At 47.0% G+C, this 20,731-nt stretch carries 19 protein-coding genes, 1 pseudogene and 1 other annotated feature; of the genes and pseudogenes, 2 read left to right on the top strand and 18 right to left on the bottom strand.

All coding sequences use genetic code 11. The annotated features are described in order from the left end of the window. Window positions 1–159: 159 nt before the first annotated feature. The 3 genes and pseudogenes from NSQ39_RS22330 to NSQ39_RS22320 all read right to left on the bottom strand — a co-directional run bounded on the left by NSQ39_RS22330 (window position 160) and on the right by NSQ39_RS22320 (window position 2,174). On the bottom strand, window positions 160–1,308 hold the full coding sequence (locus NSQ39_RS22330) for a competence protein CoiA (RefSeq protein ID WP_175076154.1): 1,149 nt from the start codon (window positions 1,306–1,308) through the stop codon (window positions 160–162). Window positions 1,309–1,428: 120 nt separating this feature from the next. Next, window positions 1,429–2,067 carry an adaptor protein MecA gene (gene mecA / locus NSQ39_RS22325; protein WP_175076155.1) on the bottom strand — a complete coding sequence of 213 codons (639 nt, stop codon included), beginning with the start codon at window positions 2,065–2,067 and terminating at the stop codon, window positions 1,429–1,431. Then, window positions 2,049–2,174: pseudogene (locus NSQ39_RS22320) on the bottom strand (hypothetical protein). Before NSQ39_RS22320 ends, mecA begins: the two are co-directional and overlap by 19 nt. Window positions 2,175–2,325: 151 nt before the next feature. Between NSQ39_RS22320 and NSQ39_RS22315 the strand changes: the two are divergent. Further along, window positions 2,326–2,988 (top strand): TerC family protein, encoded by a 663-nt coding sequence (locus NSQ39_RS22315; protein ID WP_175076156.1) that lies wholly within the window; start codon window positions 2,326–2,328, stop codon window positions 2,986–2,988. 49 nt (window positions 2,989–3,037) lie between these two features. Here the strand turns inward: NSQ39_RS22315 and spxA are convergent, their stop codons facing one another. The 7 genes from spxA to NSQ39_RS22280 form a co-directional block, all read right to left on the bottom strand. Next, entirely contained in the window at window positions 3,038–3,433 is a 396-nt protein-coding gene (spxA, locus tag NSQ39_RS22310; RefSeq protein ID WP_046131212.1) for a transcriptional regulator SpxA, read from the bottom strand. A gap of 176 nt (window positions 3,434–3,609) precedes the next feature. After that, on the bottom strand, window positions 3,610–4,188 hold the full coding sequence (locus NSQ39_RS22305; RefSeq protein WP_175076157.1) for a GNAT family N-acetyltransferase: 579 nt from the start codon (window positions 4,186–4,188) through the stop codon (window positions 3,610–3,612). A 192-nt stretch (window positions 4,189–4,380) separates the two neighbouring features. Next, entirely contained in the window at window positions 4,381–5,304 is a 924-nt protein-coding gene (locus NSQ39_RS22300) for an ABC transporter ATP-binding protein (RefSeq protein ID WP_341017443.1), read from the bottom strand. Between the two features lies 1 nt (window position 5,305). Continuing rightward, on the bottom strand, window positions 5,306–6,373 hold the full coding sequence (locus NSQ39_RS22295; RefSeq protein ID WP_202049302.1) for an ABC transporter ATP-binding protein: 1,068 nt from the start codon (window positions 6,371–6,373) through the stop codon (window positions 5,306–5,308). Between the two features lie 13 nt (window positions 6,374–6,386). Further along, window positions 6,387–7,304: an ABC transporter permease gene (locus tag NSQ39_RS22290; protein ID WP_046131216.1), complete on the bottom strand. Its 918-nt coding sequence runs from the start codon at window positions 7,302–7,304 to the stop codon at window positions 6,387–6,389. A 4-nt stretch (window positions 7,305–7,308) separates the two neighbouring features. Continuing rightward, window positions 7,309–8,244 (bottom strand): ABC transporter permease, encoded by a 936-nt coding sequence (locus NSQ39_RS22285; protein ID WP_048355061.1) that lies wholly within the window; start codon window positions 8,242–8,244, stop codon window positions 7,309–7,311. Window positions 8,245–8,346: 102 nt separating this feature from the next. After that, on the bottom strand, window positions 8,347–9,975 hold the full coding sequence (locus NSQ39_RS22280; RefSeq protein WP_175076160.1) for a peptide ABC transporter substrate-binding protein: 1,629 nt from the start codon (window positions 9,973–9,975) through the stop codon (window positions 8,347–8,349). Window positions 9,976–10,434: 459 nt separating this feature from the next. Beyond that, window positions 10,435–10,657, top strand: a binding site (T-box leader). A 49-nt stretch (window positions 10,658–10,706) separates the two neighbouring features. Here NSQ39_RS22280 and trpS point away from each other — a divergent pair. Further along, window positions 10,707–11,696 (top strand): tryptophan--tRNA ligase, encoded by a 990-nt coding sequence (gene trpS / locus NSQ39_RS22275; RefSeq protein WP_046131219.1) that lies wholly within the window; start codon window positions 10,707–10,709, stop codon window positions 11,694–11,696. Between the two features lie 132 nt (window positions 11,697–11,828). On the opposite strand, the gene NSQ39_RS22270 is transcribed toward trpS, so the two are convergent. The 8 genes from NSQ39_RS22270 to fabF form a co-directional block, all read right to left on the bottom strand. Continuing rightward, entirely contained in the window at window positions 11,829–12,581 is a 753-nt protein-coding gene (locus NSQ39_RS22270) for a YjbA family protein (protein ID WP_046131220.1), read from the bottom strand. A 128-nt stretch (window positions 12,582–12,709) separates the two neighbouring features. Then, a complete protein-coding gene (gene opp4C, locus NSQ39_RS22265) occupies window positions 12,710–13,624 on the bottom strand; it encodes an oligopeptide ABC transporter permease (protein ID WP_175076161.1) in 915 nt (304 codons plus the stop codon). A 19-nt stretch (window positions 13,625–13,643) separates the two neighbouring features. After that, on the bottom strand, window positions 13,644–14,594 hold the full coding sequence (locus tag NSQ39_RS22260; protein ID WP_046131222.1) for an ABC transporter permease: 951 nt from the start codon (window positions 14,592–14,594) through the stop codon (window positions 13,644–13,646). An 84-nt stretch (window positions 14,595–14,678) separates the two neighbouring features. Beyond that, window positions 14,679–16,325 carry a peptide-binding protein gene (locus NSQ39_RS22255; protein ID WP_046131223.1) on the bottom strand — a complete coding sequence of 549 codons (1,647 nt, stop codon included), beginning with the start codon at window positions 16,323–16,325 and terminating at the stop codon, window positions 14,679–14,681. 109 nt (window positions 16,326–16,434) lie between these two features. Beyond that, window positions 16,435–17,457, bottom strand: a complete 1,023-nt coding sequence (locus NSQ39_RS22250) for an ABC transporter ATP-binding protein (protein WP_046131224.1) — start codon at window positions 17,455–17,457, stop codon at window positions 16,435–16,437. 4 nt (window positions 17,458–17,461) lie between these two features. Further along, window positions 17,462–18,436: an ABC transporter ATP-binding protein gene (locus NSQ39_RS22245; RefSeq protein ID WP_046131225.1), complete on the bottom strand. Its 975-nt coding sequence runs from the start codon at window positions 18,434–18,436 to the stop codon at window positions 17,462–17,464. A 180-nt stretch (window positions 18,437–18,616) separates the two neighbouring features. Continuing rightward, a complete protein-coding gene (locus NSQ39_RS22240) occupies window positions 18,617–19,405 on the bottom strand; it encodes a DUF2268 domain-containing protein (protein ID WP_046131226.1) in 789 nt (262 codons plus the stop codon). Window positions 19,406–19,490: 85 nt separating this feature from the next. After that, on the bottom strand, window positions 19,491–20,729 hold the full coding sequence (gene fabF / locus NSQ39_RS22235; protein WP_046131227.1) for a beta-ketoacyl-ACP synthase II: 1,239 nt from the start codon (window positions 20,727–20,729) through the stop codon (window positions 19,491–19,493). Between the last annotated feature and the right edge of the window lie 2 nt (window positions 20,730–20,731).

Below are 20,731 nucleotides of genomic sequence, written 5' to 3'. Positions count from 1 at the left end.
TGTTGTGTTTATCTTCTGTTTTTTCACCGCCTTTTGTCAAATCATTTGCGAAAAAAAACGTGCTGGATGCCGCAAACAAAAAACAAAACGCAAATCTTTTGATCCGAAACAGACCGGCCACCACCTTCCTTTCTTTAGATTGAACGAAAGGCTTGATGATCATTCGGAAAAATAGCGGGCATCCCTCTTCAGCAGCTCCTCAAGCCGCGGCTCAGCAGGCGCCGGCCTGCTCGGAAAAAACAAGTCTTTTTCTTTAATGAAAAAACCTTTTTCATGCAAAAACCGGACATATTCACTGACGGCGTCCGCCGCCTTCTCACTCTTATTCCATCTCAGCTTCAGGCGATTGCTCCGGATGAGCTGATTCGTATACATCACGGCGGATTGGATGCGAAAGGAAGGGCGCTTCATAAAAAACGCGTATAAATAGCCTTGCCACACATAAACCGGCTGGGCAAACATATAGCCTGAAGATACGGGGAGAAATACTTCTGACGGGAAAAACGGGAGCGGGATTTGAAATCTCTCATAAAACAGCTCCGCTATCTGTTTTGCTTCTTTTGACAAAAAACGCGGCGGCGTCATCCGGAAGCGCTGAACATTTCTTTTCCAGCCTTCAAGCTGCTTCTGAGAACGCGGGTAAGAAGCTCTTAAAGCGCGGAATCGCGTTTCGCGAAGGGGAAGCATGCGGGACGTGGCAGACGTCTTATTTGTCAGAAACGGAACTAAATGCTCGAGGATGAGAAATGCTTCTTGATCGGGGCAAAAAAATACGAGTCTTGGAGGCATCACATCTCCTTTGCTGAACTGCCAATGGAAACCGGATAGCTGAAAAAAACCGTTTGATAATCGCTTTAAACGATTCCCGCCGATAATCCAAAACGGGTCAATCCCAATTGACAGAAAGCCGGCCGATCGTTGCCGATACTCTGTATGATTAAGATTGGCGCACTGAAATTCCACGGCAATTTTACGCTCTCCTTCGTCCGCGAGCAAATCAGGCCTCTGTCTGATCCGCTTCAAATACGGTTCGACAACCGGTCTTAGCCCCTCCTTCTTAAACCATTCGTATAGAAGCCGTTTTCCTTTTAAATGATAACGGCTTTCCGGTTCATGCGGGACGGGGCACACCGAATCCGGCTTATGTGCAAAATGATGGAGCCTGATATCGCCGACTTTGAGGTCAAGCTGCTGACAGCAGGCCGGGCAATAAAATACATGTTCCTTTCTTAATCGTTTGAGTTCGTCAGCTTTGTATCCATCCGCCAAGCAAATCCGGCGGCCTCCTTCAATCATCGCGCTGAACACATTGTCTCTCTCCTTTCTGTCCCGTAACTATTCCACGAATTTTGCACCGTCTCCTTTTCCACTTGACAAGAAAGGATTTTATAAAACAAAAAAACCGATTTCGAAAAGAAATCGGCTTTTTTATGAAAAGTATTTGTTTATCGTATCAAGAGCATGATCCGCTGCAATCAGCGTTCCGTACTCCTTAAGCATGTGAATCGTCATCTTTGATTCAGATGCGTATTCAAGCAAAATGCTCAGCTGATTTTCAATCTCTTCATCAGGCATTTCGTTGAAATCCACGAATAAATAATAGCGGTTTTCGTGAGTATATAAAGACGTTTGACAGCCGCTGATGGTCACTTTTGATAATGAGATGACATCCTCAAAATCGTTAAACCTTAACACAAACTGGAGCTTCTGCTCCTCGGTTTGTTCTTCTTTATGAAAATCTTCCAGCAATGCGTCGAGCGTTTCCTCTGCTGGGTCATGCTTTTTATCTTCAGGAATCGGCAGTTCAAGCTTTTGGCCGTCTTTGGAAAGCTGAGCTTTCGTCACAATGATTTCCAATCCCTTGTCAAGGGCCTGCACTTGAATCCAAAGGGGGCCTTCAACGGCAAATTCTTCTTCTTCGTGCACTTCGTCCATCATTTCCCAAAACAGCTCTTCACTGCGTTCGCGATTGTACCAGATTTCTTCTCTGTCAAACCCCCGGTCTTCTATATCACCGTAGGAAATATAAAACTTAACCGTATGTTCATTTATTCTTTCGATTTCCATTTGCCAACCTTCCCTTCTTTGTAAGATGTTGAAGGGATAACTAAGCTCCCAATTAATTGTACTTTACTACACTTTACCCATTACGTCCACTTCTTAACCTTATGCAGGATCAATCTTTCATTTCTATTTTATGATAAAAAAGATGCAAAAGAAATAAAAACGCTTTGCTGCCGGGCTTAACATAATTTTGAATCAGCCTCATATATTAGCTGTACAAGCAGCAAATGACGCGAGGTGCAAAAAGCGAGGTGCCAGTTGATGGAACAAGAATTACTGATGCCGTTTATTGTCATCATCGGAATCGACCTTATTCTCGGCGGCGACAATGCGGTCGTCATTGCAATGGCGAGCCGGAATTTGCCTCCCCGGCAAAGGCAAAAAGCAATCATCATCGGCACGGGCATCGCCATTTTGATGAGGATCATGCTGACCACTCTGGCGGTTTATCTTCTTGCGGTTCCTTACCTGCAATTTATCGGAGGACTCTTCCTTCTGTATTTAGGATATCAGCTTCTGATCGAAAAAAAGGAAGCCCAGCATGTCAAAGGCGGGACATCTTTGTGGAAGGCGATTCGGATAATTGTGATCGCCGATTTATTCATGTCGCTTGATAATGTGATTGCAGTTGCAGGTGCATCACAGGGCCGCCTGCCGCTCGTCGTCATCGGCCTGGCGGTTTCGGTGCCGGTCATCATTTGGGGCAGCAGGCTCATCCAGGCCGCCCTTTCCAAATTTCCGCTTCTCATTTACGCAGGGAGCGGACTCCTTGCATACACTGGCGGTGAAATGATCGTCAGGGAGCAGGAACTGTCATCCTTTATGGCCAGACACAGCACGCTTGAAATGCTGTTCCCCGTCCTTGCGGTTATTTTTGTCATTTTGGCCAGCATTTATTACGAACAGACGATTGAAAAGCATTAAAAAGAAGGCTGAATGATTCAGCCTTCTTTCATTTCACCTTAGGCCGGCCTTAGTTTGCCAGACGCTGCGCTTCTCTTAATTGGAATGTACGGACTTTGCGCGGAAGGAAACGGCGGATTTCATCTTCGTTGTATCCGACTTGCAAGCGTTTTTCGTCGATGATAATCGGACGGCGCAAGAGTCCGGGATGTTCATTGATCAGCTGATACAGCTCTTGAAGCGGCATCGTTTCAAGGTTGACGTTCAGCTTTTGGAATACTTTGGAACGGGTTGAAATGATCTCATCTGTTCCGTCTTCCGTCATCCGCAAAATTTCTTTTATTTCATCAATTGATAATGGTTCTGAAAAAATATTTCTTTCTTGAAACGGAATATCGTGCTCTTCCAGCCATGCGCGCGCCTTTCTGCAAGACGTACAGCTTGGTGATGTATATAATGTAACCATAATTCTTCACTCCTTGGAAAGTAGAATGAAATCAGCTTATTCTTAAATTGAAATAACTCTAAAGAAGTAATCTTTATAGAGTATTATACTATAAAAAAGTAAGTGTGAACAGTATGCAATAGAAATTTTTTGACAATCCTGCGACATTTCTTTTTTTAGCCGGATTTCATTCTCATTTAGTTTAATTCATCGAAAATGTTTTTCTGCTTTTCCTCGTCAATGATCTTCAGGACATCATCCACGTGTTCGAACGATTCTCCATACCATTTTTCGTCTTTGTATGTATGGATCTTTTCGTACGTTTTTTTCATGGCTTCAAATACTTCTTCTTCTGTGTTCGATTTCGGAGACCAGTAGAGGATCTCCATTTTGTTTACTTTGCCGGTAGCCAAGGACCGGCGCCGGTAGCCGATTGACTCAGCGTGTTTAAAGTTTTCCTTTTGATAAAATTTGAGCCGCTTCGCCGTATCAGCATCATCTTCATCAACAGGTTCGACCTCAAGGAGGATCGGTTTGTTTTTCTTTTTAAGATCCTCTATCAGTTTTGAACCGAGCCCCTGGCCCCTTGCATCCTTTGAAACGAATAAATAGTCAATGAAAATAAAGGAATCAAACTCGGCATACATCAAGACGTGATGCCTGCCTTCTTCTTTATGGTATATGTCGTCTCGTTCCTTTAATAATGCTTCCATATGCTCTTTCGACTTCATTTCTTCAACGGGAAAATACTCGCTGAGCTTCTCATACCAGTTCATTCATTTACTCCTTATGGCTGTTCTTATATGATTCACACCTTAGATATACCCGCTTTCTCATAAAATTAAACAAACCTTCTGGAGCAAAGCAGCATGTTGCGCTTACATATACTAAGACGGATGTTCGGCCCGAAAGTTTCAGTTTTTTTTCGCAAAAAAGAAGACAGCCTGCCTCGGCTGTCTCATAAGCTTTTATTTGGACTGATACGCTGCAAATTCTTCCTCTGAACACATTACAAAATGCCCGGGCTTCACTTCGCGAAGCTCCATCTGTTCACCGTCTCTCAGCTTGTGAACCGACGGATCGTACGTTTTTCTCACCCGTGTGCGCTCATAATCCGGATCCGGAAGAGGAATCGCAGAAAGCAGCGACTGTGTATAAGGATGAAGCGGATTTTCGTATAATTCCTCGGCTGGCGCAAGTTCAACGAGCTTCCCGAAATACATGACGCCGATCCGGTCGCTGATGTATTTCACCATCGATAAATCGTGGGCGATGAATAAATATGTCAATCCTCTCTCCTTTTGCAGATCCTTCATCAAGTTGACGACCTGAGCCTGGATGGACACGTCAAGCGCGGAGATCGGCTCATCGGCAATGATGAATTCAGGTTCAACAGCAAGCGCTCTTGCGATGCCGATCCGCTGTCGCTGGCCGCCGGAAAATTCGTGCGGATAGCGGTTGGCGTGCTCTTCATTCAAGCCGACCAGCTTCAAAAGCTCGTGAACCCTTGCAAGGCGCTCCTGCTTCGTTTTTGCCAAGCCGTAAATGTCGATCCCTTCGGCGACGATATCGGCCACCGTCATCCGCGGATTTAATGAAGCGTACGGGTCCTGAAAGATCATTTGCATTTTCCGGTTGAACTCGAGAAGATCTTTGGCGGATTTTTTGCCGTGCACATTCTTTCCTTTAAACAGCACCTCACCCGAAGTCGCTTCATATAACCGGATGATCGTCCGTCCTGTCGTCGACTTTCCGCAGCCGGATTCTCCGACAAGGCCGAGCGTTTCCCCTTTGTAGATGTCAAACGTGACTCCGTCGACAGCCTTTACCGTTCCTTTAGGCGTTGAGAAGTGCTGTTTTAAGTTCTTGATTTCGAGCAGTTTTTCTGCCATATCATTCACCTTCTTTCACTTGAACCGGTTTTTCGTATTGATTTTTAAACTCACGCATTTTGCTTTTAACAGCCGCAGGCGGTTCAACCTTTGGTGCATCCGGATGCAGGAGCCACGATTTCACATAATGCGTATCAGATACTTTAAACATCGGCGGTTCCTGTTCAAAATCGATTTTCATCGCATACGGACTTCTTAATGCAAACGCGTCGCCTTTCGGCGGATTCGTCAGATCAGGCGGAGATCCCGGTATCGCCATCAATTCTTCACCCCCGTCATTGTCAAGGCTCGGCATTGAAGCTAAAAGCCCCCATGTGTAAGGATGCTTCGGATTGTAGAAAATTTCGTCAACCGTTCCAATCTCGACGATCTGTCCGGCATACATAACGGCTACCCGGTCGGCCACGTTGGCGACGACGCCGAGATCGTGGGTGATAAAAATGATCGATGTTTCGATCTTTTTCTGCAATTCTTTCATCAGTTCCAAAATTTGCGCCTGAATGGTCACATCAAGGGCGGTCGTCGGTTCGTCAGCGATCAGCAGCTTCGGGTTGGCGGCAAGCGCCATCGCGATGACGACCCGCTGCCTCATTCCCCCGCTGAATTCGTGCGGATATTGATTCACGCGGCGTTCAGGCATCGGAATTCCGACAAGGCTGAGCAGTTCTACCGCACGCTTATTCGCATCTTGCTTAGAAATATTCTCGTGTTTAAACAAAACCTCCGTAATCTGGCGGCCGACTTTCATCGTGGGATTCAACGATGTCATCGGATCTTGAAAGATCATGCCGATCTCTTTGCCGCGGATCGACTGCATGTCTTTTTCCGATTTCGCCACTAAATCCTGTCCGTCAAATAAAATCTGTCCGCTCTTAAAATAGCCCGGAGGCATCGGAATCAGCTTCATGATCGCCTGTGAAGTGACGCTTTTTCCAGATCCGGATTCCCCGACGATCGCAAGCGTCTCCCCTTTGTCAACGTGAAAGTTGACACCGCGGATGGCCTGGACTTCTCCGGCGTATGTTTTAAAAGAAATGGCTAAATCTTTCACCTCAAGTAAGTGTTTCATCTTTCTCACTCCTTTATTTACGCAGCTTCGGATCTAAAGCGTCGCGCAATCCGTCGCCGATAACGTTGAATGCAAACATGGTCAGGCAGATAAATGTAGCCGGGAAGAACAAACGCCAAGGATAATATTCCAGGCCCTGCACGCCGTCTGTCGCCATCGTTCCCCAGCTTGCCAGAGGCTGCGGGACGCCGAGGCCGAGATAGCTTAAGAACGCTTCATAGAAAATCGCCGTAGGGACGGTCAATGTCATCGTCACCAAAATCGGGCTCATAATGTTCGGAAGCAGGTGTTTCCTGATGATGCGCGAGTTTTTCGCACCTAATGTTCTTGAAGCGAGAACGAATTCCTGATTTTTAAGCTGGAGCACCTGTCCGCGCACGATTCTCGCCATATTGATCCATCCTGTAATGACCATTGCGAGGATCATCGTGATCAACCCTTTTCCCATGACGACGAGAAGAAGAATCGTCATCAATAAGGAAGGAATCGCCCATAAGATGTCCGCGATTCTCATCATGATTTCGTCAGTCCGTCCGCCTCTGATGCCTGAAATCGCACCCCAGATGACGCCGATCAAAACGTCGATAAGCGCGGCGGCAAGACCGATTGTCAGCGAGATGCGGGCTCCGACCCATGTGCGGACAAACACGTCCCTACCGAGGTCATCGGTGCCAAACCAGTGCTCTCCGCTCGGCGGTTTATTTGCATTGGTCAAATTCGTTTCATCATAGTGAAAGCTTGAAAACACCGGCGCAAAGATGGCCATCAGTGCGATGAGAATGAGAACGATAAGACCGCACATCGCAAGCTTGTTTTCTTTAAATCTCAAAAACACGTCCGTCCAAAAAGAAAGGTTTTTCTTGGAGATTTTCTCCGCTTCGCTATGATCGACAGCTGCAGGTTCAAACATGTCTTTAGGTATTTGCTGCATCCTTTTACTCCCCTTTCTTAGCGCCAAACAGTTTGATGCGCGGATCGATTAAGCCGTATAAAATATCAACTATGAGGACGCAAAGCAGTAAGATCGCGCCGAAAAACACGGTGACGCCCATGATAACCGTATAATCGCGGTTCGTGATGCTTGTGACGAAGTGCATGCCGAGTCCCGGTATGCCGAAGATTTTTTCAACGACAAACGTCCCCGTCAAAATAGATGCTGCCATCGGTCCCATATATGTAACAACCGGCATGATCGCGTTCCGTATCGCATGCTTGACGGTAATGGCTGCAGTGCTAAGACCTTTCGCCTTCGCCGTACGTATGTAATCGCTGCTAAGTACTTCGAGCATGCTGGAACGCGTCAGCCGAGCGATAAACGCCATCGGCATTGATGACACGGCGATCGCCGGCAGAACGGTATGGCCCCATGATTCCCATTGTGCGACAGGGAACCAGCCCAGCTTCATCGCCAGTACATACTGCAAAAGCGCGGCCATGATAAAGTTCGGCACAGAGATGCCGATGACAGCGATAATCATCGCTGTATAATCCTGCCATTGATTGCGCTTCAGCGCTGCGATAACGCCAAATAACACGCCGAAAGCAAGCGCAAGGCAAATCGCTTCCATTCCCAGTGTAAAAGAAATCGGGAAACCGGAGTTGATCAGTTCGTTCACGGTTTGTCCTTTGTATTTAAATGATGGCCCGAAATCCCACTTCATTACTGACACCAAATAGTCGAGATATTGTTTAAAGAGGGGCTGGTCTAAACCATAGTATGAATTGAGGCTGGCTTCGATTGCAGGAGGAAGCTTCTTCTCGCCTGAAAATGGTCCGCCAGGTATCGATCTCATCAGGAAGAAGGTAGCAGTGACAATCACCCATAGAGAAATCAGCATATAAACGAGACGACGGCCTAAAAATTTAATCATGTTTACACACCTCCGAATTTTCAGTCTATTAAACTCTTATCATAAATAAAAGTATATGGGGGAAAAATCCTTTAGAGCCCCCATATACTTTTTAATGCAGTTTTATTCAAAATACGCTGTTTTGAAATAGAGCTCTCCTGTACCTGTCAAAACAAAGCCTTTTAAGCTCTTATCGTGCAGGTAAGGCATCGTATAGAAGTAGATCGGAGCGATCGGCATTTCATCCATCAGGATGCCTTCGGCTTGTTTCATCAGCTCGACGCGCTTTTGATCATCCGTTTCGGTTGAAGCTTTTGAGAGAAGCTCTTTATATTTCGCATTTTCCCAGTTTGTATCGTTGTTTCCGCCTTCTTTATCCCGGTATGTTTCAAGGAAGTTCATGCCGTCGTTAAAGTCGGCGATCCAGCCCAATCGGCCGATTTGATAGTTGCCTGAATGAAGCTTATCGATATAAACGTTCCACTCTTCATTGCCCAATTCAACTTTAACGCCTAAATCCTTGTTCCACATTTCCTGGACGGCTTGAGCGATTTTTTGATGACCTTCATCCGTGTTGTAAGAAAGCGTGATTTCCGGCAGATCTGACGCTTTTTTGAGACCAAGCTCTTTTAAGCCTTTTTTCAGATATTCTTTTGCTTTCGCAACATCATGATCTTTGTAATACGGTTTGTTTGACTCAAATCCGGTGACCGCCGGAGGTACGAATCCGGTCGCAGGAATCTGCTCAGCCTGTGTGATGTTTTTGACGATCGCTTCGCGGTTGATCGCATATGTCAAGGCTTTGCGGATGTTGACGTTGTTCAGCGGAGCAGATTCTGTATTGAATTTATACATGTACACCCCTGCGTACGGATCAATGTTCAAGCCTTCTTTTTTAAGGCTTGGGATCGCATCCGTCGGAATCTCGTCAAGAGGCAGTCCTACAAAGTCAATCTCGCCTTTTTTATACATGTTCAGGCCTGTGTTAGGGTCGTTGACCATCGCCATGTTAATCTTTTTCAGTTTTACGGAATCTTTATCCCAGTACTGGTCGTTTTTCTCCAGTACGATGTTCCCGCTGTGCTTCCATGCCGTCATTTTGAAAGGTCCGTTTGAAACGTAATTTTCATCAGCCTTCGTATACCACTTCGGATGTTTCTCAGCGACTTTTTTATTTACCGGCATGTAAGTGTAAAACGCGGTAAGTTCCGTGAAATATGGTGTCGGTTTTTCAAGCTCGACTTTCAACGTCTTGTCATTCACCGCTTTAACGCCGACGTCATCAATCTTTCCTTTGCCTGTGTTAGCCGCTTCACCGCCTTTTAAGTAGTAAAGCTGATAGGAGTATTGCGATTCGTTTTTCGGGTTAAGCGCCCACTTCCAGGCATACTCAAAGTCCTCGGCTGTTACAGGATCTCCGTTTGACCATTTCGCATCTTTCCGGATTGTAAACGTATATGTTTTCTGGTCTTTGCTGACTTCGATTTTTTCTGCTGCCGCATTGACCGGCTTTCCGTCCTTGCCAATCGTTGTCAACCCTTCGAACGTCTGGCGAAGCACGTTTCCAGAAACCGAATCGTTTGCAAGGCCCGGATTCAATGAAAACGGTTCAGTTTTTATATTGACATTCAATGTATCTTTTCCTTTGCTGTCTTTCTTGCCGCCGTCTCCAGAGCTTGAGCTGAAACCGCAAGCGCTCAAAACGAGGGTGAACATAAGCAGTAAACTGATAAATGATAAACGCTTCTTCAAGAGAAACCCCCCTATGTTGATATTTTTTTAGTTCCTTACTCCTTAACATTCAGATTTATCATAAAAAAGTAATAGGCCCACTTGCCATACTTTTTCTTCTGTTTCGTCTTTTCTGAATATTTATTATGTAAAGAACCTGTAACACCGAAGTGAACAAATTCATTATAATTAATAGAATAATTTATTGCAATATTAATTTTCAATTATTTTTTTATTCAAACAATTCGCGTTTGTCAGCTTTTCTGCCAAAGTTCTTAAGACACTTCTCTGTTTTAAAGCATAACATCGTTAAAATCAAAAGCTGCTTAATCCTGACAGAATCGTTTTTTACATATAACAATCTCCACACACAATAAATAACGTCCGGCCATTAAGCAAACGTTTTTCATCGCTTTCATAAGATTCTTTATTTAACACTGGTGACTTTTATTTCAAATTTATATATAATAAAATTATGAATTAAATGCTTTGAAAAAGAAGAGTACACATTTCTCCCCATTTAAAGAGAGTCCGCGTTGCTGGGAGCGGATAATGGCGAATGTGGAATGGGCTTTGGAGCAGCTGACCGAACGGTTTTCAAGTAGGCTCAGACGGAGAAGGCTTCGTTAACAACGTCTAAAGTGATTTCATTTTGTCCATAATGAAATAATCAGGGTGGCACCGCGGTTCATTCGTCCCTTTTTTTAGGGAAGAGTGGGCCTTTTTATTTTGAAACGAAAAGAGGGATTCACATGAAAACGATATTTTCCGGAATTCAGCCGAGCGGCTCCGTTACGCTTGGCAACTACATCGGAGCGATGAAACAATTCGTCGAGCTGCAGGATGACTACAACTGCTATTTCTGCATCGTTGACCAGCATGCGATCACAGTTCCGCAGGACCGCCTCAAGCTGAGAAAAAACATCCGCAACCTGGCCGCTCTTTACTTGGCCATCGGCCTTGATCCAGAAAAGGCGACGCTGTTTATACAGTCTGAGGTGCCTGCGCACGCACAGGCCGGCTGGATGCTGCAGTGCGTCGCCTATATCGGCGAACTCGAGCGCATGACCCAGTTTAAAGACAAATCGGCGGGCAAAGAAGCCGTCGTTGCTGGGCTGTTGACATATCCCCCTTTAATGGCGGCCGATATCCTGCTGTACGGAACAGACGTCGTCCCTGTCGGCGAAGACCAAAAGCAGCATCTTGAACTGACGCGGAATCTGGCTGAGCGCTTCAACAAAAAATACAATGACATCTTTACGGTGCCTGAAGTAAAAATTCCGAAGGTCGGCGCCCGCATTATGTCGCTGGCCGATCCGCTCAAAAAAATGAGCAAGTCTGATCCGAATCAAAAGGCGTTCATCACATTGCTTGACGAGCCAAAACAGCTGGAGAAAAAAATCAAAAGCGCCGTCACCGATTCAGACGGAATCGTCAAATACGATAAGGAAAACAAGCCGGGAGTGTCCAACCTGCTGACGATCTATTCGATCCTTGGACAAGTCTCCATCGAAGAGCTCGAAGCAAAGTACGACGGCAAAGGCTACGGCGAATTTAAAACCGATCTTGCCGAAGTCGTGGTCAATGCGCTGTCACCGATTCAGGACCGGTACTACGAACTGATCGAATCAGAGGAATTGGACCGGATTCTCGACGAAGGCGCAGAGCGCGCAAACAAAGCGGCAAACAAAATGCTGAAAAAAATGGAGAACGCGATGGGCCTCGGCCGCAAAAAACGCTAACAACAAAACCACTTTCCCTTGCCATGGAAAGTGGTTTCTCGTTTATTCAAAAGCTTTTTCTTTTCTAATAAAATGTCGCTGAAACAAACGAAAAAGGCCATCGGCACGCTCGACAGCCTCTCTGCTTATGATTTAGTTGACTTTAGACTCATTTTCAATTTCCCACAGTTTTTCAAAAAACGGCTGCCCTTTTATCAAATTCTCGCAAAAGTCCCGGTGTTTATCAGACCAGCCGTCGATCGTTTCATTGAAAAGCATGTCCCAGATTTCTTCAAATGTCATCCGTTTAATCTGCTCATACATATACGGATTCCATTCCGTGTACCAGTAGGCAATCTCAGCGCGGTTTTTGAGGCCTTTCAGCTGATCAAGCGCCATGAACAAAAGCTGCTTGAGCTGGCGTTCCTTTCTTGTTAGTCCTCTGACATGCTCCGGTGATAATGATAGAATGTGGTATTCTTTGGAAGATTGCAGCTTTTCCTGCGAAAATTCGTATTCCTTCGCCTCGACGTCCTTTACCATTTCGTACACAAGCTGCTCTTGCCTTGGAATGAGGCGGCTTTTTCTGACCGGTATTGAATAGCCGGCCGTATCAACCGCGAGAATTCCGATGCCGTCCGTTACAACGAAGCAGTGGTCAAGCTGTGTCCGTTCGTGATTTTTGCGGATATACGCTTTTTGATGGACATCGTTTAACAATTCCGCCGGAAGCTCTGACAGGTCATTTTCTATGTAGTGAAACAGAACGGACGAAACCCTTAACAAAGGCACCTGGTCAAGCAGTTCAACACTGTCTTCCTTCCGCCATTCGTGAAAGTGGCAGACATTGTAGCCGTTTTCTTCTCCCTCAAACCAATTCACCCACACATCATGAAGAAATAACATTTCTAACCCCTCACTTTTATAAAAACTGTTGTCCACAGTATAGGCAAGGAGAAGAGAATTTATTCCATCAGGCAAAGATTATGGCAGAACGAATCAGCAAAAAACCGGGGTAAAATCCCCGGCTTCGTTCATTTGATATTCTTCGGATCAAGCGCATCGCGCAGTCCGTCGCCGACAAAGTTAAAGCATAATACAGTGAGTAAAATCATGAGTCCAGGGAACAGCGGATACCACCACGCCTGAATCATAATCGTGAAATTTTGCGCATCCTGGAGCATGTTTCCCCAGCTCGCCATCGGCGGCTGAACACCGAAGCCGAGGTAGCTGAGCGCCGACTCCGAAAGAATGACCGTTCCGACGGATAATGTGGCAGCAACGATAATCGGTCCCATCGCGTTCGGCAAGATATGGGAGAAAATGATCTTGTGGCTCCTTGTTCCGATCGTTTTTGCAGCGAGAACGAATTCCCTCGACCTCAAGGATAAAAATTCACCGCGGACGAGCCGCGCCGTCGTCGTCCACCTCGTCAAGGCGAAGATTAAAATCAGCTTGTCAATGCCCGGCTGAAAAATCGTCACCAGCGTAATCAAGAGGAAGATGTCGGGTATCGACAAAATGATGTCGACGAGCCGCATCATGATGGCATCAATGATTCCGCCGAAATAGCCGGCTACGGCGCCGACCACGGTGCCGATGGTAATGGAACCGAGCACAGAAGCGAAGCCGACGAGAAGCGATACTTGGGCGCCGTACAGCAAACGGCTGAAAATGTCGCGTCCGAACTTGTCCGTTCCCATCAGATGTTCAGCGCTCGGAGGTTTCAGCTTGTTCAGCAGATTCTGCTGCTCCGGCGGATACGGAGCGATCAGCGGCGCAAACAGAGCCGACAAGATTATGATGGATAATATAATTCCGCCGATCACCGCCAGCTTGTTTTTGAAAAACTTTTCAAAGAAGATTTTTGTCATCGTTTCCGGCTTCGGCGCGACATTTTCCTGAAGCCTGATCTCCGGTGAAGGCGCCGGTGAGTTTGGCTGTGTCATGACCTTAAGTCCCCCTCCTTTAATACTCAATTCGCGGATCGACGATTGCGTACAAAATATCGGCAATTAAATTTCCGATGACGACCAGCACGGCAGATATGACGGTCATGGCCATGATGACCGGATAATCTCTTTGGAAAGCGGAATCGACAAACAGCTTTCCGAGGCCCGGCCAGCTGAAAATCTGTTCGGTTACGACGGCTCCGCCGATAAAGGAAGGAATCATCAGTCCAAAAATCGTGATCACCGGCAGCAGTCCGTTTCGGAGTCCGTGCTTGTACACGACCCGGTTTTCTTTAAACCCTTTCGCTCTGGCCGTCCGCATGTAGTCCTGCCTGAGCACATCGAGCATGCTTGACCTCGTATAGCGCGTGAGTCCCGCCATATCAGCGGTTGCGAGTACGAAAGCGGGCAGAATCAAGTGATGAATGCGGTCCCACAAGCTGAAATCTGAATTGATCGTCATGACGCCGCCTGTCGGAAACCAGCCTAAATTGACGGCAAGAAACATAATCAGGATTAATCCAAGCCAAAAATTCGGGACGGCAAGTCCGATAAACGATGTAAATGTAATCCCGTAATCAAGCTTTGAGTACGGCCGCCTCGCTGAAAGCACCCCGAACGGAATCGAGATGAGAAGCGCGAGAATGGTCGAAACAAGCATCAATAAAAGCGTGTTCGGAAGCCTTGCAAGTATCAGTTCGGTAACAGGCATCCCTTTTCTGACGATTGAGGTGCCGAAATCCCCCTGAACCATGTTTCCGAGCCACTTCAAATATTGAATGTGCTCAGGCTCGTTCAAGCCGTATTTCTCGATGAATTTTTCCCGGTCTGCCGCACTGATCGTCGGGTCCATCATTAATGCCATCGGATCCCCCGGGGCGGCTTTCATAATGGCGAATGACAAAATGGTAATCCCAAGCAAGATCGGAATCGACATGAGCGTCCTGCGAATGATATATGTAACCATTTTTGATCCCCTTTTTGATTAATTTCTTAAAATGAAGGGGAAGGAAGCATCTTGAAAACCTCCCTCCCCTTAAGGGAATTTCCTTTATTTTTGATCCAGCCACCAGTTTTCGGCTTTATAGAAATCTTCCTTCGGATGGAAAACAAAGCCTTTCATGTTGGCCGGCATCGCTCTGTGGTAATTCGTGTAGTACAGGAACGTGTACGGCTGATCTTCCGCCAATATTTTGTAGATGTCTTCATACGCCTTTTTATAATCTTCACGGTCTTTCAGCGTTTTGGCCTTGTCGAGCAGCTTATCAAGCTCTTTATTTTGATACCACACATAGTTCAGCCCTTTTTCCGCTTCTTTCGAATGGAAAATATTGCTTTGGTCAGGGAATGTGGCTAAGCTCCAGCCCATGATCATCGCGTCAAAATCCCAATTCGGCGGATTCATCTGTTCGATCAACGCGCTCCACTCGACGATTTGCGGCTTTGCCTCAATGCCGATTTCCTTCAATTGCTGCTGAACGACAACCACGAGGTCTTCCCTCGTCTTATTGCCCTGGTTTGTTTTGAGGACGAAGGAGAATTTTTTGCCGTCTTTGTCTAAAATGCCGTCGCCGTCCGTATCAGACCAGCCGGCTTCCTTCAGCATTTTCTTCGCTTTTTCAGGGTCGTGGTTAAACGTTTTAATCCCTGCTTCATTGTCCGGATAATTCCATGACAGCGGGCTTTCAGGAATGTTGGCGATTTTTCCGTCTCCGTCAAGAACCTGGTCGACCATCGCCTGGCGGTCGAGGGCATATGTCAGCGCCTGGCGGACCTTCTTGTCTTTAAAGAGCTCGTTCTTTTCATTCCAGCCGATGTACGTATAGTTCAAGCCCAAATCTGTGTCGATTTTTACATTATTAAATTTTTCCGCGGTTTTATAGTCAGGTCCCGGCGTAATGACTAAATAATCGATATCTCCGGCTTGAAGCTGAGACAGCGCCGCATTGGAATCCGGGATGATTTTATACGTGATCGAGTCTAAATGCGCACGTCCCGCGAAATAATCGTCAAATGCTTCAACTTTGACATATTGCCCCTGTTTCCATTCTTTGAATTTAAACGGTCCGGTTCCGATCGGCTTTTTCCGGTTGAATTCATGCTCGCCGAGCTCGCTGATCGGGACGTCCTTCAAGATATGCTTCGGCAGGATGCCGTAGCTCGTCATCGTCACATTGTAAAAATAAGGGTCCGGATGCTTCAGCTTAAACTCGACTTCATATTTTCCTTTTTTCGTGACGGATTTGAGCACTTCAAAGTTTGAGCCGCGCTCCCCGACATAGTCTTTGCTCATCGGAATGCTGTACGTAAATACAACGTCATCGGCGGTCATTTCCTTGCCGTCATGGAACTTGACGCCTTTTTTGAGCTTGACGTCAAACGTCAGGCCGTCCTCGGACTCCTTCACATCCTCGGCAAGCTGTTTCTCGACTTCCAGCTTTTCATTGACATCCAATAAAGTATTATAGAGAAGCCTTTCAATATCAGAGCTGGCCGTATCTGTTGAATACAGCGAGTTAAACAGCGTCGGCTCCCCCGTTGATCCGGCGATCAGGTCTCCGCCCTGCTGCGGTTTGCCGTCAGATTTGCCTTCCTTCTGCTCCCCTCCGACTTCGCCGCTGTTGCAGGCCGAAAGAAAGACCGACAAGATCAGCAGCAGGCTTAAAATCGAAAATCCGGTTTTTTTGCGTATCTTCATTTTACGAATTCCCCCTTTTTAAACTGTTGTTTTTTCCGAGCCGAACGGGCCCCGTTTTTGAAGAAGGCATTCCCCCTCTCAAGGATTAAATATGTAACGGCCGTCCCCTTTATTCGTAAAGGTGGCATGCCACGAAATGGTTTGTTTTGACTTCCTTGAAAGCGGGCACCTTTTCCGCGCACTCCGGTTTTGCAGCCGGGCATCTCGTATGAAAGACGCAGCCGCGCGGCGGATTGGCCGGGTTCGGAAGCTCCCCTTTCAAAACGATCCGCTCCCGCTTTGCGCGCCCTTTCTTTCGCGTAACCGGAACGGCGGAGAGCAGCGCCTGTGTGTAAGGATGAAGCGGATTGTCATACAGCTCGTGCTTATCTGCCAGCTCCATCATTTTGCCGAGGTACATCACGCCGACTCTGTCGCTGATGTGGCGGACGACGCTCAAATCATGTGAGATAAACAGATAGGTCAGATTAAATTCTTCCTGAAGCTCTTCCATCAGGTTAATGACCTGGGCCTGGATCGACACGTCCAAAGCCGAAACCGGTTCATCCGCGATGATGAGCTCCGGATTGAGCGCAAGGGCCCGCGCGATGCCGATTCTCTGGCGCTGCCCGCCGGAAAACTCGTGCGGATAGCGGTTTGCAAAAGACGGGTGCAGCCCGACTTTTTCCAAAAGTTCTTCGACTCTTTCGTTGCGTTCTTTGAAGTTGTACATACGATGTGTGTTAAAAGGCTCTTTGATGATGGATCGCAATGTCTTTCTCGGATTCAGTGAAGCAAACGGGTCCTGAAACACCATTTGAATATTTTTGCGGATGCTTTTTCTTAAACTTTCTTCTGACAAATTTGAAATATCCCGGCCTTTGTAAAGGATTTGCCCTGCTGTCGGTTTATAGAGGCGGATCATCGTCCGGCCGGCTGTCGATTTCCCGCATCCCGATTCTCCGACGATCCCGAGCGTTTCGCCGCGCTTCAGCGAAAAGCTGAGCCCGTCAACCGCTTTGACATCGCCGATCTTTTTCTGGAATATCCCCGAGCGGATCGGAAAGTATTTTTTGACGTCTATGAGCTCTAAAAGGGATTCATCATGTTCCACATCCCTCGCCTGCTGCAGGTTTTCCGCTGTTGCAGTCATCTCCTCATTTCCCCTCCTCGTATAAGAAACATCTGACGGCCCGTCCGTCGGGCCGGGTTTTCAGATCCGGCTGCAAGCTCCAGCATTTATCCATTGCATTTGGACACCTCGGAGCAAAGCGGCAGCCTGCCGGGAGGTTGTCGGGCGTCGGCACATTCCCCTCGATGGCCGTCAGCTTTTCGATGGAGCCGTCAATGACCGGGATCGAATGCAGGAGCCCCTGTGTATACGGATGGAGAGGGTTGTCAAAAAGTTCGTCAACCGCGGCGTTTTCTACGACTTGTCCGCAATACATGACGATCACGCGGTCGGCGATTTCAGAAACGACGCCGAGATCATGGGTAATAAGCAGAATCGAAGTGCCGAATTTGTCGCACAAATCTTTCATCAGCTCGAGCACCTGAGCCTGGATCGTGACATCGAGCGCGGTCGTCGGTTCATCGGCGATGAGCAGCTTCGGATTGCAGCTGAGGGCGATCGCGATCATCACCCGCTGCCGCATCCCTCCTGACAAACGGTGCGGATAGTCCTTCATCAGCTGTTCGGCTCTCGAAAATCCGACCAGCTTCAGCAGTTCCACCGCCTTTTTGTCAGCTTCCTTTTTTGATAGTTTTTTATGATAGATGAGGACCTCCGTGATCTGCTCGCCGATCGTCAGCACAGGGTTCAGGGATGTCATCGGCTCCTGAAAAATCATGGAGATATCGTTTCCGCGAATCTTGCATAACTCATGTTCTTTGTATGTAACGAGATCCCGGCCTTCCAGCTTGATGGAACCGTTCATGATCTTTCCGCCGGAGCTCCCGACAAGTCCCATGATCGATAAAGAAGTGATGCTTTTTCCTGATCCAGATTCTCCGACCAGTGCAACGGTCTCCCCTTTTTCGATCGAAAAATCAACTCCGTCAACCGCAGGTATGGGCTGTTTTTTTCTGAAAAAGTAAGTTTTTAAGTCACTGACTTCCAGCAATGCGCTCATCCGGATTCCCCTTCCATAGACCAGAAGTTAAATATGATTGAAAACTAATATAAATTCCTTTCGATAAGACTGAATTATCTTAAAATTTTATAGTTGTATATTATTACATAATCATTACAAAATCAAGGAATTTTTAGATGTTTTGTCATAATATTAATTTATTGTCAATTTTTTAATGTATTAAAGCATTGGAACTATAAAGTCTTCGGCCGGCAGGGATAGCACATCGGCAACCTTTAATTTTTTGCTGGATAAATATTTTTTTACGATATTGTAGCCGACGGCATATCCAAGCATATCAGGATAATAACCTTTTCCAAATAAAATGTTGGGGAACAACCGGCCATCTTGCCGGCGCAGCCCGAAATAAGGCCGAATCAGTCGATTTTGAAAATGTTCGAGCTGTTTTTCCGAATAAAACGACGTCCACCCGGCTATCTCCGACTCTCCAAATCTTTCATAAACAGCGTTTTCCGCCAATCCTTCAAGAACGATTGTATCAAGAAGCGTCACATCTTTTTCCTCTTTCGGCATATTTTCTAACCGGCAAACGTGATTGTATTCGTGAGTCATGACCGCTGATATGGAGGAAGAAGAAATATGCGTCGAAAGAAACAAAAATAATTTATCGCGAAAAGCAAGCCCGGATTTGGAGCCGAATTCGGCCCTGATTTTCCGGTTTCTTTCGTCGACAGGGAGGATGATGATCGGAACGTCCGGGCCGTTCCAGCGTTTCTTTAACAGCCGCTCCTCCTTTTTCACATGCTGGAATACGCCTTTTTCCCTGAGCCCCTTCATCGTCTTCTGCCCGTCTGACCAATAGCGGAGCATGCCATGGGATTGAAGGTGGCTGATCAAGGACATGCTTTGGTTCGATTTCGCCCCTTTGAAATACGGAAGAAGACAAAGAGACAGTTCCCGCATGGATGAAGCTTTTTCATACCATTCATAAGTTTGTTCGACACTCATCCGGATCACTCCTTTCACCTGTATGGTATGCAGGCGAAAAAAAAACGGCTACCATTTGACATGGCAGCCGTTTTTGATACGGTTGTTATTCATATTTTTTAAAGATAAGCGTCGCGTTATGTCCGCCGAAGCCGAGCGAATTGCTGAGCACGACATCCACGTTCTGGCGGCGCGCTTTGTCCGGAACATAGTCCAGATCGCAGTCTTCATCAGGCGTTTCGATATTGATTGTCGGAGGGATGATTCCGTCTTTAATCGCAAGCACTGAGAAAATCGCTTCGATTCCTCCGGCAGCGCCGAGCAGGTGCCCTGTCATCGATTTCGTTGAGCTGACAGCAAGCTTGTACGCATGCTCTCCGAAAACTTCTTTGATCGCGATCGTTTCAAACTTGTCATTGTACGGCGTGCTTGTTCCGTGTGCATTGATGTAGTCAATCTGTTCAGGCGACATGCCGGCGTCTTTGATCGCTTCTTTCATCGCTCTGACGCCGCCTTCTCCGTTTGGCGCAGGAGCAGTGATGTGGTACGCGTCCCCTGTTGAACCGTAGCCGACGACTTCGGCGTAAATGTCCGCTCCCCTGCTTAATGCATGCTCAAGCTCTTCGAGAACGACGATTCCCGCTCCTTCTCCCATGACGAAACCGTCTCTGTTTTTGTCGAACGGACGGCTTGCCGTTTTCGGATCCGGATTCGTGGAAAGCGCTTTGTTTGCGGAAAAGCCCGCGAAGGACATTCTTGTAAGCGGCGCTTCCGTTCCCCCGGTGATCATGACATCCGCGTCACCGCGCTGGATGACTTTAAATGCATCACCGATCGAGTTCGTCCCTGTCGCGCACGCCGTAACCGTACACGAATTGACACCTTTTGCGCCGAGCGCGATGGAAACCTGGCCTGTCGCCATATCCGGGATCATCATCGGTACGAAAAACGGACTGACCCGTCTCGGCCCTTTTGTCAAAAACGTTTCAAACTGCTGTTCAAGCGTTTCAAGTCCGCCGATGCCGGAACCGATCCAGACACCGATTCTCGCAGCATTTTTGTCATTAATATCAAGCTTGGCGTCTTCGACCGCCATTTTTGAAGCAACAACGGCATATTGCGTGAACCGGTCCATTTTTCTTGCTTCTTTTTTATCCATATAATCTTCTATATTAAAATCTTTCAGCTCTGCGGCTACTTTTGCAGGGTACTCATCCGCGTCAACCCGCGTGATCGGGCCGACTCCGGAAACCCCGTTAACCGCGTTGTTCCAGCTCGTTTTGACGTCATTACCAAGAGGTGATAAAGCTCCTAATCCGGTAATGACTACTCTTTTCCTATTCATAA

Source organism: Bacillus sp. FSL W8-0848 (genome assembly GCF_038007805.1).
In the GTDB taxonomy this organism is placed as follows: Bacteria; Bacillota; Bacilli; order Bacillales; family Bacillaceae; genus Bacillus; species Bacillus glycinifermentans.
This window is presented reverse-complemented; position numbering and strand designations above follow the sequence as displayed.

Coding starts and splice junctions, on each gene's coding strand:
- mecA (WP_175076155.1), bottom strand. CDS start 2,067: ATGGAAATCGAAAGAATAAATGAACATACGGTTAAGTTTTATATTTCC.
- NSQ39_RS22315 (WP_175076156.1), top strand. CDS start 2,326: ATGGAACAAGAATTACTGATGCCGTTTATTGTCATCATCGGAATCGAC.
- spxA (WP_046131212.1), bottom strand. CDS start 3,433: ATGGTTACATTATATACATCACCAAGCTGTACGTCTTGCAGAAAGGCG.
- NSQ39_RS22305 (WP_175076157.1), bottom strand. CDS start 4,188: ATGAACTGGTATGAGAAGCTCAGCGAGTATTTTCCCGTTGAAGAAATG.
- NSQ39_RS22300 (WP_341017443.1), bottom strand. CDS start 5,304: ATGGCAGAAAAACTGCTCGAAATCAAGAACTTAAAACAGCACTTCTCA.
- NSQ39_RS22295 (WP_202049302.1), bottom strand. CDS start 6,373: ATGAAACACTTACTTGAGGTGAAAGATTTAGCCATTTCTTTTAAAACA.
- NSQ39_RS22290 (WP_046131216.1), bottom strand. CDS start 7,304: ATGCAGCAAATACCTAAAGACATGTTTGAACCTGCAGCTGTCGATCAT.
- NSQ39_RS22285 (WP_048355061.1), bottom strand. CDS start 8,244: ATGATTAAATTTTTAGGCCGTCGTCTCGTTTATATGCTGATTTCTCTA.
- trpS (WP_046131219.1), top strand. CDS start 10,707: ATGAAAACGATATTTTCCGGAATTCAGCCGAGCGGCTCCGTTACGCTT.
- NSQ39_RS22270 (WP_046131220.1), bottom strand. CDS start 12,581: ATGTTATTTCTTCATGATGTGTGGGTGAATTGGTTTGAGGGAGAAGAA.
- opp4C (WP_175076161.1), bottom strand. CDS start 13,624: ATGACACAGCCAAACTCACCGGCGCCTTCACCGGAGATCAGGCTTCAG.
- NSQ39_RS22260 (WP_046131222.1), bottom strand. CDS start 14,594: ATGGTTACATATATCATTCGCAGGACGCTCATGTCGATTCCGATCTTG.
- NSQ39_RS22255 (WP_046131223.1), bottom strand. CDS start 16,325: ATGAAGATACGCAAAAAAACCGGATTTTCGATTTTAAGCCTGCTGCTG.
- NSQ39_RS22250 (WP_046131224.1), bottom strand. CDS start 17,457: ATGACTGCAACAGCGGAAAACCTGCAGCAGGCGAGGGATGTGGAACAT.
- NSQ39_RS22245 (WP_046131225.1), bottom strand. CDS start 18,436: ATGAGCGCATTGCTGGAAGTCAGTGACTTAAAAACTTACTTTTTCAGA.
- NSQ39_RS22240 (WP_046131226.1), bottom strand. CDS start 19,405: ATGAGTGTCGAACAAACTTATGAATGGTATGAAAAAGCTTCATCCATG.
- fabF (WP_046131227.1), bottom strand. CDS start 20,729: ATGAATAGGAAAAGAGTAGTCATTACCGGATTAGGAGCTTTATCACCT.